The sequence below is a fragment of the Pseudomonas sp. ES1 genome (assembly GCF_050586605.1).
Taxonomy (GTDB): Bacteria; Pseudomonadota; Gammaproteobacteria; order Pseudomonadales; family Pseudomonadaceae; genus Aquipseudomonas; species Aquipseudomonas sichuanensis.
Genome location: NZ_JBOBDM010000016.1, coordinates 41,594 through 55,205 on the forward strand (window position 1 = coordinate 41,594; position 13,612 = coordinate 55,205).

The following is a 13,612-nucleotide window of genomic DNA, read 5'->3' on the forward strand; positions in this document are numbered from 1 at the left end:
CTATCGCCCCACCACCCCCTGAACCCGCGTCGTCTCCTCCTCCAGGTACGCCAGCAACGCCGTCACCTCCGTCTCCCCCAACCGCATATTGGGCATCGCCAACTGGTTGTACTGCTGGTACAGCAGCATGGCCAGCGGGTCTTTTTCGGCCAGCATCTGGTCCGGCACCATCAGCCAGCGTTTCAGCCAGGCTTCGTCGCGCTGGCGGGTCACCCCCAGCAGGTCCGGCCCGATCCCACCGGTGGCACCGCGTTCGGCCTCGCCAACGGTGTGGCACGACGAACAGCGGGTGCGGAACAGCTGCTCGCCGGCACTGGGCGGGCGAATGGCCGGCGCCTGGGTGTAGTCGAGGTTCTGCGCGCTGGCGGTCTTCCAGTTGTGCAGGCTGTTGGCCAGGCGGTCGGCGAGGATGTACGGGCTTTCGAAGGGCGAGGCTTTCATCCAGCGGCCGGTGCTCTGGTTGCCGATGATCAGGCTCAGGTTGTGGTCTTTGCTGCGGCCGTTTTCCAGGCCTTCGATATACAGGCCGAGGCTGCGGCGCAGTTGTTCGATGTCGGCGGCCTCGCCGGTGAGCAGGGTCCAGCCAGGGCCAATGGCGAACTTTTCGGCGTAGCGCTTGAGGGTGGTGGGGGTGTCGTTGTAGGGGTCGATGCTGATCGAGTAGAAGAAGATGTCCTGGCCGACGCGTTCGCCCAGCAGCTTCTGCACCTGGCGCAGGCGCGCGGTTTCCACCGGGCAGGAGTCGCCGCAGCCGGTGAAGATGAAGTTGATGGCCACCACCTTGTCCTTGATCAGGTCGTCGAAGAAACGTACCTGTTTGCCGTCCTGGGTAAGCAGGGGGATGTTGGGGAAGTAGTTGGCCCCCCAGGGGGTGTCGGGGTCAGCGCTGGCGCGGGTCGGGGGCAGGGCGCAGGGCAGGCTGAGGATGATCAGCAGGGGCAGCAGCAGGCGCCAGGTGCGGGGCATGGTCATTACCCTCTGTGGGGATGTGGTTGGGCCTGCGCTGCAGGCGATCGCTGGCAAGCCAGCTCCCACATGTACAGCGCCGCTCACAAGGCATATGCAGTCACTGTGGGAGCCGGCTTGCCGGCGAAAGGGGCGCAGCGCGCCCCCAGCCTTCTTTCACTTGATGCTCAACGGTGCGGTCACGGTCTGCCCCAGCGCCGACTTCACGGTCACCGCCGGTGGCGAGGCCGGGCCGCTGCTGGTGGTGGTCACCGACAGCTTCCAGCGTGCCCCGGTACCACTGACGGTCAGCGTCGCCAGCCCGAGGTCGAGCGGCCCGCTGGTGGTATTGGTGCTGACGCGGATGCTGTTGCCACTGGCCACGCTGGTGGTGCCGGATATTTCCCAGGTCCAGCGGTTGTTGCTGCGCAGTTGCACGCTGGCGCTGCTGACCACCACAGTGTCGGCCTGCACGGCGGGCGATACGGCGATGCTCACCGTGGCCGGGGCCAGCGACTCCAGGCCTTTGGCATCACGCGCCAGGTAGGTGAAGCTGGCGGTGAACGGCGTGGCCACCGTGGCCGGCGGGGTGTAGGTCACCTGGGTGCCGTTGCTGCTCACCGCGCCCATGCCCGAGTCGGGCTGGGCCAGGCCGCTGACCGTCAGCGGCAGGTTGCCGTCGGGGTCGGTGTCGTTGGCCAACACGTTGAGCACGATCGGTTTGCCGGCACTGGTGGCGGCGCTGTCGTTCACCGCCACTGGCGGTTTGTTGCCGGGGTCTTCATTGCCACCACCGTCGCCGTCGGCCTTGCGGAAGGTCGGCAGGGCGGCGGAGTTGACGTACTGCACGCCATCCCAGCCGGGCAGCGGCGTTGGCATCAGCTGGAACTGGCCAGGGTGCTCGATGTCCCAGCGCAGCAGCATCGAGGAGTCTTCATGCTGGGTGTTGTGGCAGTGCTCCATGTAGGTGCCGGCGAACTCGCGGAAGCGAATGGCCATTTCCACTTCCTCGGATGAGTCTTTGTCCGGGCCGATGCGGTACACGTCCTTGCGCGCCCACTTCTCCCATTCCGGCGGCGCCTTGCCGTCGCGGCTGAGGATCACGCCTTCCTCGAAGTGCACGTGCACCGGGTGGCTCCAGCCGTTGCCGCCGTTCTTGATCTTCCACACCTCGAGCGTGCCGTCGCCGCTGAAGCCGGCGGCAGTCGCCTCGTTGGCCAGTTGCGGGGCAGCACTGATACGCCGTGGGTCCATGCTGAAGCCGAAGCCACCGTCGGTCTTGATGGTCCAGGGCGCGCTGTCGGTGCCGTCCGAGCGGCCGAAGATGAATTCGCGGTGGCGCGCGGCCGCAAGTTTGGTCTGGTCGGCGGCGTTGCCGGGGTTGATGGTCAGCGGGATCATCACCAGGCCTTCGGCCTTGCCGGGTTTGGCTGGTTCATACAAGGTCGGGTCCATGCTCACGTCCTGGCCGCTGTAGGGCTGCACCAGCAGTTGCAGGAACTTGCCGACTGCCGGGTCGCCCTTGTCCCATTCCGGGCCGTTGCTGGCCTGCTTGATCACCGCCTTGTACTTCTCCGACAGGATGTCGGCCAGGGCGATGGGCTGTTTCGGGCCCTTGCCGGTCTCGTGCTCCATCAGGTTGACGAAGTACAGCTTGTCGCCGGCCTTGATCCCGTTCTTGGCGAAGTTGACGATGATGTCGTAGCGCTCGGCGATGCCCTGCAGCGGCAGGATGCCGTTGTTGTCCTGGCGGTCGCCGTCGCCGTTGAGGTCCATGCTGCCGTCGAACGGCACCGCGTGTTCCATGATGTTGCCGTCGTTGCCGATCATGTGGAACGGCACGCGGTTGTACGACACATTGGAGCCGCTCGGGCCCTTGAACTCGCCGCTGCTGCCGGCCACCTCACGGACGATGGCGAATTTGAAGTAGCGCGACACCGAGCCGTTGAGGATGCGGAAGCGGTAGCTGCGTGCACGCACTTTCAGCTTTGGCTGGTACTGCCAGTTGACCAGGATCTGGTCACCGAGGAAGCCATCGGTGTTGAACGGGTTGAACCACAGTTGGCCGTTGGCATCCCAGGCCTTGTCGGCGACCACCAGGTTGACGTCGTAGTCGCGGTTGCCCCAGGGCATTGCGCTGCCGCTGGGGAAGCGCAGGTTGACGCCGTCCTGCAGGGCTTCGTTGCCGCGGTCGATGGCCGAGTAGTAGTTCATCATCACCGCGTTGCCCTTGTAGACGTTCTGCGCGGTGAAATCGAGCATGTGGTCGTGGAACCAGTGGGTGCTCATGGTTTCGCGCCAGTCGCCGCGGATCTTGATGCTGCCGTTCTCGCAGGTCTTCAGGCCCGGTGAGCTGTCATTGACGTACAGGGTTTCGCCTGGCGAGCAGGGGAAGGCGGCGCGTGGGTCCTGGGCGCGGGTGTTGATGGTGTCGTAGCCGGCCAGCTGGATTGGCCAGCGGTAGTCGTAGTACTGGCCGGGGAAGAAGTAGGCGTTGGCGAAGCCGTCGCTTTCCGCCGGCGAGTGGCCGTTGTGTTCGTGGGTGGAGATGGTGTGCAGGCCAAAGCCGTTGTTGGCCGACGGGTCGATCGGCAGCGCGTTGTAGTGGCGCATCAGCACCGGCTGGCCGTAGCGCACCATCAGCAGCTTGATCGGGAAGGTGCCGTCGAAGGTCCACAGCGCCTTGTGGTTCTGCAGCGGCATCTTCGGGTGGAAGCGCGTGTCGATGCCCTTGGTGGTACCCAGGGTGGTGGGGATATCCGAGGTCTGGTAGTACAGGCCGCCGGGGCCGAACTCGCCTTTGCTGTAGCCGTGCAGCTGCTTGCGGTCACGCAGGCCCTGGTTGATGCGCGCACCGGCCTGCGCGGTCTTGAACGCGGCCTGCGGGTAGAACTCGTTCCAGCGCTGGTGCGACCAGCCCTTTCCTGGTGGGCGACCTTCGGCGGGCGAGCCTACCGAATTGCGGTTGAGGAACATCTCGATCTGCGCCTTCCACGGGTTGCGGTCGAGCACGTTGGCATACTGCGACGGGAACGGCGTCAGCCCAGGTTGGGTGAGGAAGGCTTCCAGGGCGTTGCCGTTGGGGCTGCTGCGGGCAACGATGTCAGGGTCCTGGGCGGGGGCCGGGCCGAGGATGGGTGGCGGGAACGTCAGTTGGTAGGGCGGGGTGGCCGGGTCGAGTTTTTCCGGGCCGAACTCTTCGAGCAGCAGCAGTTGCTGGGTGAACGGCTCGGCGCCGAACAACGGGCTGGGCTTGCCGTTGGTGGGGTACTTGCGCGAGGTCTGCTGCGCTGGCTGCAGCACGTTGTCGGTGGTTACCGTGGAGCGGTCGCCGAAAACCCCATTGGTCAGTTCCAGCGAGCCTTCGTTGGCTTCTGGCATGCTTTTCAGCGCTTCGAGCGCCGCCGCCGCGGCCACTGGGGTGGCGGGTGGGTCGCTGTAGGCGGAAGGGTCGCCGGGCGGTGGCTGGCTGACGTCGTCCAGGGATCCGGCTACCGCGCCCACCAGCCCGAAGCTGAGCAGTAGCGCCGTGACTGAGGACAACCTGAACACCTGTAGGGATGTTGCAGCTGGTTTCTTCATTGCGGTATGCCCCGTGTTGTGCAACGGGCATCTGTTGCCCACCCTTGGGGTGGCGCCGTGCCCTGTAGGTGGGATGAGCAACGGCTGTGCCAAAGGCAATGTGGCCAAGGGCCAGATATTTCAAGATGTTACAAAAGATGCGAACGCGATACGCTCAGCCTTCGCCGCAAACCTGGGGATAGTCACCCACTGATGGGTGGGGAATGCTGCCCCACTGGTCATCTGTATGGAGTATTCATGGACCCGCTGTTACTGATCGCCCTCGGCGCTGTCGTTGCCGGTTTCGTCCAAGGCCTGTCGGGCTTTGCCTTCGGCATGGTGGCCATGTCGTTCTGGGCCTGGGGCCTGGAGCCCCAGGCGGCGGCGGTGCTGACCGTGTTCGGCAGCCTCAGCGGCCAGTTGATCGCCGTGTTCAGTGTGCGCCGGGGCTTCAGCTGGGCCCTGCTGTGGCCCTTCGTGCTCGGTGGCCTGGCTGGCATCCCGCTGGGGGTGTGGGTGCTGCCCTACCTGGACATGCTGTGGTTCAAGGCGGTGTTCGGCAGCCTGCTGGTGCTGTGGTGCCCGCTGATGCTGCTGGCGCCGCGCCTGCCCAGGTTGCGCGGCGGGCGCCTGGCCGATGGCGCGGTGGGCATGGTCGGGGGTGTGCTGGGTGGTATCGGCGGTTTCACCGGCACCGTGCCGACACTGTGGTGCACCTTGCGCGGCTTCGAGCGCGACACCCAGCGCGCGGTGATCCAGAACTTCAACCTGTCGATGCTGGCGGTGACCCTGCTCACCTACATCGGCAGCGGGCTGGTGACGGCGGCGCTGCTGCCGTCGTTTGCCGTGGTGGCGCTGGCGATGCTGCTGCCAACCCTGTTCGGCACACGGTTGTACCTGGGCATCAGCGAATTGGCGTTTCGCCGGATCGTGCTGGGGCTGCTGACCCTGTCGGGCGTGGCGATGCTGGTGGTGGCGGTGCCGGGGTTGCTGAGCCGAGGATGAGCCGGCCTTGCGACCAAGGGGCCAGCCAAGGCAAAGATGCCTTGCCGCGGCCCCCGCTTCTTGGCACCCTTGCCCGCCATTGCCTGTCGCCAACCCTGCAGTACAAGGAACCCCAAGGTGAGCTGGGAAAAAGTCGGTAAAGCCCTCGCGGGCCTGCTGGTCATCGCGGTCACCGCCACCGCGCTCTTCGCCCTGCTGCGTGACGACAACCGCCTCGAAGCGCGCCTGACCTACGCCCACCTTACCTACCCGGGCCAGTTCAGCGAACGTATCAGCACGGCCAACGCGTTGCTCAAGTACGAGCGCCTGCATGGGCTTGTCCGCGAGATCGGCAACGGCGCGCTCGCCGACCCGCAGGTCGACAAGCTGGTGGAGCTGGCCCAGGGGCCGTACCTGCAGCTGTTCGCCAAGCCATTCGAGGCGGGGCTGGTGGACCACCGCACCGGGCTGCTGATCGAACTGTTCAACCACCGGCAGCGCCCGCTGCAGGCCGTGCAGATCCGCCTGCCGGCCAAGGGCCTGGTGCAGATTCGCGACAGCGCTGGCAACGATACCTTGCTGGAGGCGCCCACCAACCTTGTCGAAATCCCCAGTATCGAAGCGGCGGGCGAGAGCTGGATATGGGTGTATTTCGACACTGACTACTCGCAGATCCGCCAGGGCGGCATCAGCATCCGGCATGCCGACGGCAGCGCCGATATCCAGGTGTACCGCGAAGTGCTCGGCTTCGCGGCGCTGGTGGCACGCTACAGCGTCGAGTTGATGGTGCTGCTGGGCGTGTTGCTGTTGGGCGTGCTGTGGCTGGGCTATCGCAACCTGGTACAACGCGGGCGCGTCAGCGCCTGACGCCAGCCAGTCATTTGTTGTTGATGCACTGCGACTGCATCACGTAGCGCACGGTGCGCAGGGTGCCCTGGCTGTCCTCGTAAGTCATCAAGCGGGGCACGACGTTGCAGTTGCGCGGGTCGGCTGACTGGCGCACCAGGCGGGCAACGTCCAGGCGCATGCCGTAGCGGTAGTCGACGATCTCCGGCATGGGCTTGGCGCGCTCCGCCGCGTAGGCGGCCACGGCTTGCTGGTGGTCCTCCAGCAGTTGCTCGTTTGCCCGGCTGGTAAAACCTGTGGCCTGGGCCGAGAGGGACAGCGCCAGCAACGCGGCGCTCAGGGTCAGTCGTAGCATGGTGGGCCTCCGAAAGGGGTGCGGTTTCGAAGCCCAGGCTAGCCAGCACCAGCCAACAGGGGCATGACGCCAGGGTTACAGATGCGCAAGGTATGGCCAGGCCCATGCCCGGCAAGGGCGTCACCCCGGCTCGACGGCACCCTGCAAGACCCCGCCCGGCGGCATGGGGATGACCTTGTAGCAGGCCTTGGCGGTCGCCAGCAGCGTACCGTCCTCGGCGTGCAGCTCACCGCTGGTGTAGTGCAGTTTGCCGATGCGGCGGGTGACCCTGGCCACGCCGGCCAGGTGGCCCGGCAGGGCCGGGGCCAACAAGCGGGTTTCCAGCCTTGCACTCAGCGCCACCTCTTCAGGGCCGAGGGCGGCCAGTACCGCCGCGCCCATGCAGTCATCCAGCATGGCCCCGAGCATGCCGCCGTGGATGCACTGCAGCGGCGTGGTCAACGAAGCCGAGGCATGAAAGCGCACCCGGACCTGGCGTTTGTCCGGCTCATAGAAGATAAACTCCCAGCCCAGCAGCGAAGACGCATGGGGGCAGGGGTGGTCGCCATTGGCAACCTTCCAGAACAACGTGGCGCTTTGCATGGCGGGCACTCCCTTTGGGCCGGCAGCTGGCATGTTTCGGGAGGGGCTGGCGCGTGTCTACTGGTAGAAATGCCAGGTGACTGAGGGGAGGGACTGCGTCATTGTGGCGGGCCCGAAGTGTCGTTTGCTTATATTGGAAAGCGACCTGTACGACTTGAATGAGCCCTAAATAAAGACCAAAATCTAGCCCTTCATTGAGGGCTTGATCATGCAGAACATCTTCGCCGACATCACCGTCAGCGTCTCGGAATTGAAGAAGAATCCCACGGCTGTAATGGCGGGTGCACAGGGGCAGCCAGTGGCAGTGCTCAATCATAATCGCGTCATGGGCTACATGGTGCCCGCTGAACTCTATGAGGCGATGATGGAGCAACTGGAAGACATCGAACTGGCGCAACTGGTCAAGGCTCGTGCGCACGAGAAGGGCGTGCCGGTGAAGCTGGATGACCTATAAGCTCGAGCTTCTGCCCTCTGCCCTGAAGCGTTGAAGCAACCCCTCCTGTCCCGCAAGCCTCACCCACCTCAAGTACCAATTAACCCAGCATCCCCAATGCCGGACGCAAGCGCGCGCATGACGCAATTGTAATCCGCCCATCACCTTGCCGTTATCCGCCAGCAGCGAGCATCAGCCTCGGCCGAAGGGGCTGGGTGCACGCGCATCTGGCCAGACCAGGGACGCTCCAGCGCCGAGGCCGTACAACTACAACAGCCGCAGCGAAGGAGCATCGCATGAGAAACGGTCCGACACTTTCCCTGGCCGCCTTGGTGGCAATGGCCGGCCCCGCCGCCTGGGCCGGCGACACGCAGCAAGAGGGGTTCATCGAAGGCAGCCGCCTGAATGTGCTCAACCGCAACTTCTACTTCAACCGTGACCACCGCGACGGCCCGGCGCCGACCTACAACAGCGGCAAGGACAGCGCCAACGGCTACTCCGAGGCCTGGGCCCACGCCATCATCACCCGCTTCGAGTCCGGCTTCACCGAGGGCACCGTGGGCGTGGGGCTGGATGCCTTCGCGATGCTCGGGCTCAAACTCGACACCGGCGGTGGGCGCAATGGCGGGCGCAGCTCGTTCGATGTGTTGCCAGTGGACCGCGACGGTCAGGCCCGGGACGAGTACAGCAAGGTCGGCGGCGCCGCCAAGTTGCGCCTGTACGACACCGTGCTGCGGGTGGGTGATGTGTTCCCGGCCAACCCGGTGGTGGCCGCCGGCGACTCGCGCCTGCTGCCGGAGAGCTTCCGTGGCGTGACCGTGGAGAACACCAGCCTCAAGGGCCTGACCCTGCAGGGCGGGCGCTTGCATGCCATGAGCCAGCCGGTGTCCAGCGATCTGCGCGACAACTTCGTGACCTTCTACGGCGGCCCGGTGGATTCGCCATGGATTGCTTACGGCGGTGGCGACTACGCGATCAACGACTACGTCAGCGTCAGCCTGTTCGGCAGCCGCCTGAAGGATGTGTGGAACCAGTACTACGCCGGCACCAGCGTCACCTGGCCACTCAGCGACGAGCTGGCGCTGATCGGCGGGTTCAATTTCTACAACGCCAAGGACGAAGGCCGTCAGCGCCTCGGCCAGTTCGACAACGATATCTGGAGCGCCAAGCTCGGCGTGCGCTACGGCGCTCACACCCTGGCGCTGTCCCATCAGCGCAACAACGGCGACGATGATTTCGACTACCTGCGCCAGTCCGATTCGATCTTCCTCGACAACTCCATCCAGTACAGCGACTTCAACTCGCCGAAGGAGCGTTCCTGGATGCTGCGCTACGACCTGAACATGGCCACCTACGGCGTGCCGGGGCTGACCTTCATGACCCGTTACGGGCGTGGCAGCGACGCCGACTACAGCAACGCCAACGCCTTCTACATGCGCCGCGACGGCAACGGCGACCCGCTCACCGACCAGAAACGCTGGGAGCGCGATATCGAGGTCAAGTACGTGGTGCAGACCGGCGCGGCCAAGGACCTGTCACTGCGGGTGCGCCAGGCCACCACCCGGGCCACGGCGTTCGAGTCTGACCTGGACGAGGTGCGGCTGATCGTCGAATACCCGCTGTCGATTCTGTGACTACCCGAATTCACCTTTAGAAGCCCACGCGCTCCTTTGGTTACAGGTGAATGTTTTGGCGCCTCCGTGAGGCGCCTTTTTTTTGCCTGTTCAGTGCCGGCGCGTCATAGCAACCAGCGAAATGCTGCGAATGCTGGCGCATTCGCGCAGGGCAGTGCAGGCAGCCTCCAGCGAGGCACCGGTGTCGACCAGGTCGTCCAGCAGCAACACATCGGCGCCATGGCGCAGGGTGTCGTTGACGATGAAACAGCCGGCCAGCGCCTTGGCCCGCTGCTCATAGTTGGCGAGGTCGGACATCATGGCGGTGTTCCAGGTTTTCAGCAAAAGCTGGTCGCTGTAGGTGCTGCCCAACAATACCGCCACCTGCCTGGCCACTTCGTGGACCGGCTGGCAGGGGCGCTGCCTGCTGGCAGGCATGGGGATGACCAGGTCGAAGCGTTGCCCGGCCAAGGCGGCGGCCACCGAGCGAGCGAGGAAGGCGACCTGCTGGAAGTCGTCGCGGTACTTGAGCTGGAACAGCGCCTCGCCGATGTCGGTGCGCAGGATTTCAAACTGCATGTGGCCCTGTGCGTTCAGGCCGATGGGGGTACTGAGCACGGTGTGCCAGTCGAGGCTGATGGCTCGGTCCCAGGGGCCGTGGTAAGGGAGGGGCTGGATCAGCATTGCGTGCTTCCTTGTACATGAGTCGATGAAGCGGGAGTTTTTCCGCTGTTCTTGTAGTTCGCGGAAACATTTTAAGTCCGACTTTGCCCGCGATCGACTTCATGCTTTCCGTTTTTCGTGTAGTCCTTTTCTGGGCGCGCATGAATTGCAGGTGATTTTTGCTACTGAAGGTGGCGATGGCCATCGGTGGGGAGCAACGATCTCGCCATGCAGTCCTTGCAGTTGACGATGGTCTCATTGACCTTCGTCTGCACATGAATGGCCAGGGAGCCGCAGGCACTGCAGCAGATTTCGGCAGTGCCGGGGCCGTAGGCTGCGCTCGGTAGTGCCGTGATGTAATTGCCAATCCTGCGCTCGCGACCGTAGTCGTCATGCTTGAGCAGCAGGTCGTGGAGGGCCTTGCTGAATCCGGAGCGGGGAGACCTGACGCTGTGCTTGTGCCATTTTGTTGTCCATGCACCTTCCACGGCCTTTTGCCCCAGCGCCAGCATGCTGTTGGGGATGCCATTGCTGGCTTGGGTCTTGCTCACCGAGCCCTTGTTGAAATACACGACTGCATTGTTCACAGCCAGTTTGGCGAGGTACCAGACCTGGCATACCGGTAGCTCTTCCAGCAGCTGCGCGATGACTTCACGGCCTTTCTTCCACGCCTGGAAGGGCAGGCTGTGTTCAGCGCAGTAGCTTTCCAGATAGCCGTAGACCTCTTCTAAGGCGAGGGTGTGGATGGCCTCGGCAATCTCTTCGCGCCAGGCGGGCATGGGGCCGCGCGACAGTTCGCGATGGATGGCGCGGTACAAGTCGGCGAGGTTCGTGCGTTGCCCGTCGCCCAAGCTGACATTGACCCGCCAGTAGACCCTATCGAACCGGGGCGTGGGTGTAGGCCCCGAATCGAAGGCATCGAGCGGCGACGTCGGATCAACCATCAACACTTTTGCCTCGCGCAGCGACTGCAGAACTGCCTGCTCCATCGCTTCTGACGGGGCGATGCAGGCATCACCTTTCACCGCCCGTGCCGGTAGAAGGCAGTCGAGGCGCCAATCGCTGCGGGCTTCGAACAACGCCATCAGTTGCAGCTTGTGGGTCAGGCTCAAGCTGGAAAATGGCACAGGGGTAACAGCCTCCAGCCCATGGAACGCTTGCACGCGCTGGCGCAACTCAGCTTCACGCTGCAGTCGCGCCTGCTCCCGTGCCAGCTGGCAAGGGCTGCACTGGCACGCCTGAGGGGGGCGGTGATAGTAGGGGAAGTGGTGCTGGTGCTCGCAGCGCGAGCAGAACGCCGGTTGCTTTGCCCCACCCAGGGCGGACTTGGCGGGGCGGCGCTGAAACAGCGGCGTGTTGCAGTATGGGCAGATGAGGTCTTCGATCAGTCGGGGTGGCAGGGCCTTGATGAGCTGGGTGGGTTTCAGGTCGATGGCATAGCGATCGAGCAGCACGGAAACTTTTTCGCCAGCGAGATACTGCGCGTAGAGTACTTCGATCTGTTCTGCGGTCAGGTGCTGCAGTTTTTTTTCAAGTTCCGACAAGCTTGAATCTCCCCTGGACTACGGTACCTAGCGTCGTTGGGGAAATCATAGGGAAGCGAATTACGGTGTGAAGCCACAAACGCCTGAGTGCTTCCCAAATTGTTGTAGGGCATTTCTTGATGATGCAGTGGTCGCCTCAGCCCACCCTCAACCAGATCGCCGACGCATCGTCACTCATCTTGAAGCGCGGGTAGCGCACGCAGGCGGCGTCGTCCTGCTCGATGCCGCGCAGGGTACGGGCCAGGTCGGCCAGCCCGTGGCTCAGCAGGCGGGTGATGAATGCGGCCGGGTCGTAGGCCCGGTAGGTGTCGAACAGTGCGGCAAAGCCGTCGCTCATCAGCAGCACATCGTCGCCCCTGGCCACCGGGGTGCGGCTGTAGCAAGTGCCGGCGCGGGCCTGTTCGGGTTCGACACCCAGCACGGCCCGCGGCCGTTCGCGGGCGGCGCGGCGGTCGGCCAGCACCGCCGGTGTGCGCACACCGAAGGCGCCGGTGCCGGGGCCCAGGGCAGCGGCTTCGGCGCGTTCGGCCTCGCGGTCGGGGGCCGGGGTGAGGAAGGCCACGCCCTGGGCGCTGCGGTGCAGCACCACGCAGTCGGCCAGGTGCGCGCAGACCAGTTCGTCGCCCTCCAGGGCCACGGCGGCGAAGGCCGCGCGGGGCAGTTCCCACGGGGCCAGCGGCTCGCGCTGGCGGGCTTGCTCGTAGTCCTGGGCCAGGGTGTCGAATACCTGCTCGCAGATACCTTGCAAAGGCCCGCAAGCGCCAGCGAAGGCACGCTGCGCCGCGCCCGCCAGCCAAGCCGCACCACCACGCTCGCCGAGCAGGCCGGCCGGGCCGAGGTCGGTGGCACCGTCGATGACCCAGGCATGGCGCTCGGCGCAGCCGAGACGATCGTCGTTGGGCACATCCGGCTTGCCGGCCAGGCTCAGGGTCTGGATCAGGTCGAAATGCATGGCGGTCTCCGCGTCAGTGGGGCTGGGTGCGGCACTGACCTTGAACGCTGCGGCGCCCTGCGTCAAACCTGGCATCGAGCCGTGCGCTTGTCGCCCAGAGTGTTTGCAGCAATGATCCATAGCCCAGCAACCTTTTTCGACGAGGCCGCCATGCCCATTGTGCTCGGTCAGCATCGCGCCGAAGAAAAGGCTCGCTGAGACTGATTGCGCTGGCTACGCGCAAGAACGATCAAGTCGTCCGCCAACACCCTTGGTAGTGTGGCGGCGCTGACTGAGGAGCAAGGGAATGCGAAGCATCGAACACATCCTGTGGTACATCGAGACGGCCCTGGACACCGACCTGGACCTGGGCCGTGTCGCCCGGCACTTCGGGCTTTCGCCGTTCGCCCTGGCACGCCAGTTCGCCGCCGCCACCGGCTGGCCGGTGATGCGCTATGTGCGGGCCCGGCGCCTGAGCCGTGCCGCGCAGGCCCTGCGCGGTGGCTGCCCGGACATCCTTGAAGTAGCGCTGGCGGCTGGCTACAGCTCCCACGAAGCGTTCACCCGGGCCTTCTGCGAGCTGTTCGGCATGCCGCCGAGCCAGCTGCGCGGCCAGGCCCACGACCCCTCTGCCTTGCTGGAGCCCCTGCGCATGAAAACCCTCGACTTCATCCCGCTTGCCGAACCGCGTTTCGAACACCGCGATGCCTTCATCATCGCCGGCCTCGGCGGGCGCTTCACCTTCGAGCGCAACGAAGGCATCCCTGGCCTGTGGCAGGCTTTCGACCCCTACGTCGGGCGTGTGCCCGGCCAGGTCGGCGACGCCACCTACGGGGTGTGCTGCAACCCCGGCGACGACGGCAGTTTCGAGTACATCGCCGGGGTCGAGGTGGCCCGCGCTGGCGACCTGCCGCCGAACTTCAGCCACTTCCGGCTGGCGGCACGGGACTATGCGGTGTTCCGCCACCAGGGCCATGTGTCGATGATCCACCAGACGGTCTACACCGTGTTCAACCAGTGGTTGCCGGCGTCCGGCTACCAGGCGGCCGATGCGCCGGAGTTCGAGCTGTACAGCGCCGATTTCGACCCGATTCACGGTGGCGGTTACGTCGACCTGTGGATCCCCCTGGCCGGCCGCTGATCGCGCACCGCCAG

The 13,612-nt window shown here is 65.0% G+C and carries 12 protein-coding genes; 5 read left to right on the top strand and 7 right to left on the bottom strand.

Annotation, left to right across the window (positions count from 1 at the left end; all coding sequences use genetic code 11):
* Both ACQ4N9_RS09200 and ACQ4N9_RS09205 read right to left on the bottom strand, forming a co-directional pair.
* The gene (locus tag ACQ4N9_RS09200) at positions 1–966 is read right to left on the bottom strand and encodes an SCO family protein (RefSeq protein ID WP_125859327.1); all 966 of its coding nucleotides are present in this window, start codon (positions 964–966) and stop codon (positions 1–3) included.
* 156 nt (positions 967–1,122) lie between these two features.
* Positions 1,123–4,527 carry an Ig-like domain-containing protein gene (locus ACQ4N9_RS09205; protein ID WP_390967784.1) on the bottom strand — a complete coding sequence of 1,135 codons (3,405 nt, stop codon included), beginning with the start codon at positions 4,525–4,527 and terminating at the stop codon, positions 1,123–1,125.
* Between the two features lie 237 nt (positions 4,528–4,764).
* On the opposite strand from ACQ4N9_RS09205, the gene ACQ4N9_RS09210 reads away from it, so the two are divergent.
* Both ACQ4N9_RS09210 and ACQ4N9_RS09215 read left to right on the top strand, forming a co-directional pair.
* Positions 4,765–5,511, top strand: coding sequence for a sulfite exporter TauE/SafE family protein (locus ACQ4N9_RS09210; protein WP_125859325.1), 747 nt, complete (start codon positions 4,765–4,767; stop codon positions 5,509–5,511).
* A gap of 117 nt (positions 5,512–5,628) precedes the next feature.
* Positions 5,629–6,357: a hypothetical protein gene (locus tag ACQ4N9_RS09215; protein ID WP_390967785.1), complete on the top strand. Its 729-nt coding sequence runs from the start codon at positions 5,629–5,631 to the stop codon at positions 6,355–6,357.
* A 10-nt stretch (positions 6,358–6,367) separates the two neighbouring features.
* Here ACQ4N9_RS09215 and ACQ4N9_RS09220 read toward each other — a convergent pair whose 3' ends face one another.
* The gene (locus ACQ4N9_RS09220; protein WP_390967786.1) at positions 6,368–6,691 is read right to left on the bottom strand and encodes a DUF2790 domain-containing protein; all 324 of its coding nucleotides are present in this window, start codon (positions 6,689–6,691) and stop codon (positions 6,368–6,370) included.
* A 120-nt stretch (positions 6,692–6,811) separates the two neighbouring features.
* Entirely contained in the window at positions 6,812–7,273 is a 462-nt protein-coding gene (locus ACQ4N9_RS09225; RefSeq protein WP_190306001.1) for a PaaI family thioesterase, read from the bottom strand.
* Positions 7,274–7,481: 208 nt separating this feature from the next.
* Between ACQ4N9_RS09225 and ACQ4N9_RS09230 the strand changes: the two genes are divergently transcribed.
* Both ACQ4N9_RS09230 and ACQ4N9_RS09235 read left to right on the top strand, forming a co-directional pair.
* Positions 7,482–7,727: a type II toxin-antitoxin system prevent-host-death family antitoxin gene (locus tag ACQ4N9_RS09230; protein WP_125464712.1), complete on the top strand. Its 246-nt coding sequence runs from the start codon at positions 7,482–7,484 to the stop codon at positions 7,725–7,727.
* A 275-nt stretch (positions 7,728–8,002) separates the two neighbouring features.
* A complete protein-coding gene (locus tag ACQ4N9_RS09235) occupies positions 8,003–9,340 on the top strand; it encodes an OprD family porin (protein ID WP_390967787.1) in 1,338 nt (445 codons plus the stop codon).
* 90 nt (positions 9,341–9,430) lie between these two features.
* On the opposite strand, the gene ACQ4N9_RS09240 is transcribed toward ACQ4N9_RS09235, so the two are convergent.
* From ACQ4N9_RS09240 to ACQ4N9_RS09250, 3 genes are all read right to left on the bottom strand, one after another.
* A complete protein-coding gene (locus ACQ4N9_RS09240) occupies positions 9,431–10,003 on the bottom strand; it encodes a ComF family protein (protein WP_390967788.1) in 573 nt (190 codons plus the stop codon).
* A gap of 161 nt (positions 10,004–10,164) precedes the next feature.
* Positions 10,165–11,526 (bottom strand): hypothetical protein, encoded by a 1,362-nt coding sequence (locus tag ACQ4N9_RS09245; protein ID WP_125859318.1) that lies wholly within the window; start codon positions 11,524–11,526, stop codon positions 10,165–10,167.
* Between the two features lie 136 nt (positions 11,527–11,662).
* Entirely contained in the window at positions 11,663–12,553 is an 891-nt protein-coding gene (locus tag ACQ4N9_RS09250) for a protein phosphatase 2C domain-containing protein (protein ID WP_390967789.1), read from the bottom strand.
* A gap of 211 nt (positions 12,554–12,764) precedes the next feature.
* On the opposite strand from ACQ4N9_RS09250, the gene ACQ4N9_RS09255 reads away from it, so the two are divergent.
* Positions 12,765–13,598, top strand: a complete 834-nt coding sequence (locus tag ACQ4N9_RS09255) for an AraC family transcriptional regulator (protein WP_125859315.1) — start codon at positions 12,765–12,767, stop codon at positions 13,596–13,598.
* Positions 13,599–13,612: the final 14 nt, after the last annotated feature.

What these genes read in the sequence shown, in the direction of transcription:
- ACQ4N9_RS09200 (WP_125859327.1), bottom strand. Translation starts at nt 966, where the DNA reads ATGCCCCGCACCTGGCGCCTGCTGCTGCCCCTGCTGATCATCCTCAGC.
- ACQ4N9_RS09205 (WP_390967784.1), bottom strand. Translation starts at nt 4,527, where the DNA reads ATGAAGAAACCAGCTGCAACATCCCTACAGGTGTTCAGGTTGTCCTCA.
- ACQ4N9_RS09210 (WP_125859325.1), top strand. Translation starts at nt 4,765, where the DNA reads ATGGACCCGCTGTTACTGATCGCCCTCGGCGCTGTCGTTGCCGGTTTC.
- ACQ4N9_RS09220 (WP_390967786.1), bottom strand. Translation starts at nt 6,691, where the DNA reads ATGCTACGACTGACCCTGAGCGCCGCGTTGCTGGCGCTGTCCCTCTCG.
- ACQ4N9_RS09225 (WP_190306001.1), bottom strand. Translation starts at nt 7,273, where the DNA reads ATGCAAAGCGCCACGTTGTTCTGGAAGGTTGCCAATGGCGACCACCCC.
- ACQ4N9_RS09230 (WP_125464712.1), top strand. Translation starts at nt 7,482, where the DNA reads ATGCAGAACATCTTCGCCGACATCACCGTCAGCGTCTCGGAATTGAAG.
- ACQ4N9_RS09235 (WP_390967787.1), top strand. Translation starts at nt 8,003, where the DNA reads ATGAGAAACGGTCCGACACTTTCCCTGGCCGCCTTGGTGGCAATGGCC.
- ACQ4N9_RS09240 (WP_390967788.1), bottom strand. Translation starts at nt 10,003, where the DNA reads ATGCTGATCCAGCCCCTCCCTTACCACGGCCCCTGGGACCGAGCCATC.
- ACQ4N9_RS09250 (WP_390967789.1), bottom strand. Translation starts at nt 12,553, where the DNA reads ATGCCAGGTTTGACGCAGGGCGCCGCAGCGTTCAAGGTCAGTGCCGCA.
- ACQ4N9_RS09255 (WP_125859315.1), top strand. Translation starts at nt 12,765, where the DNA reads ATGCGAAGCATCGAACACATCCTGTGGTACATCGAGACGGCCCTGGAC.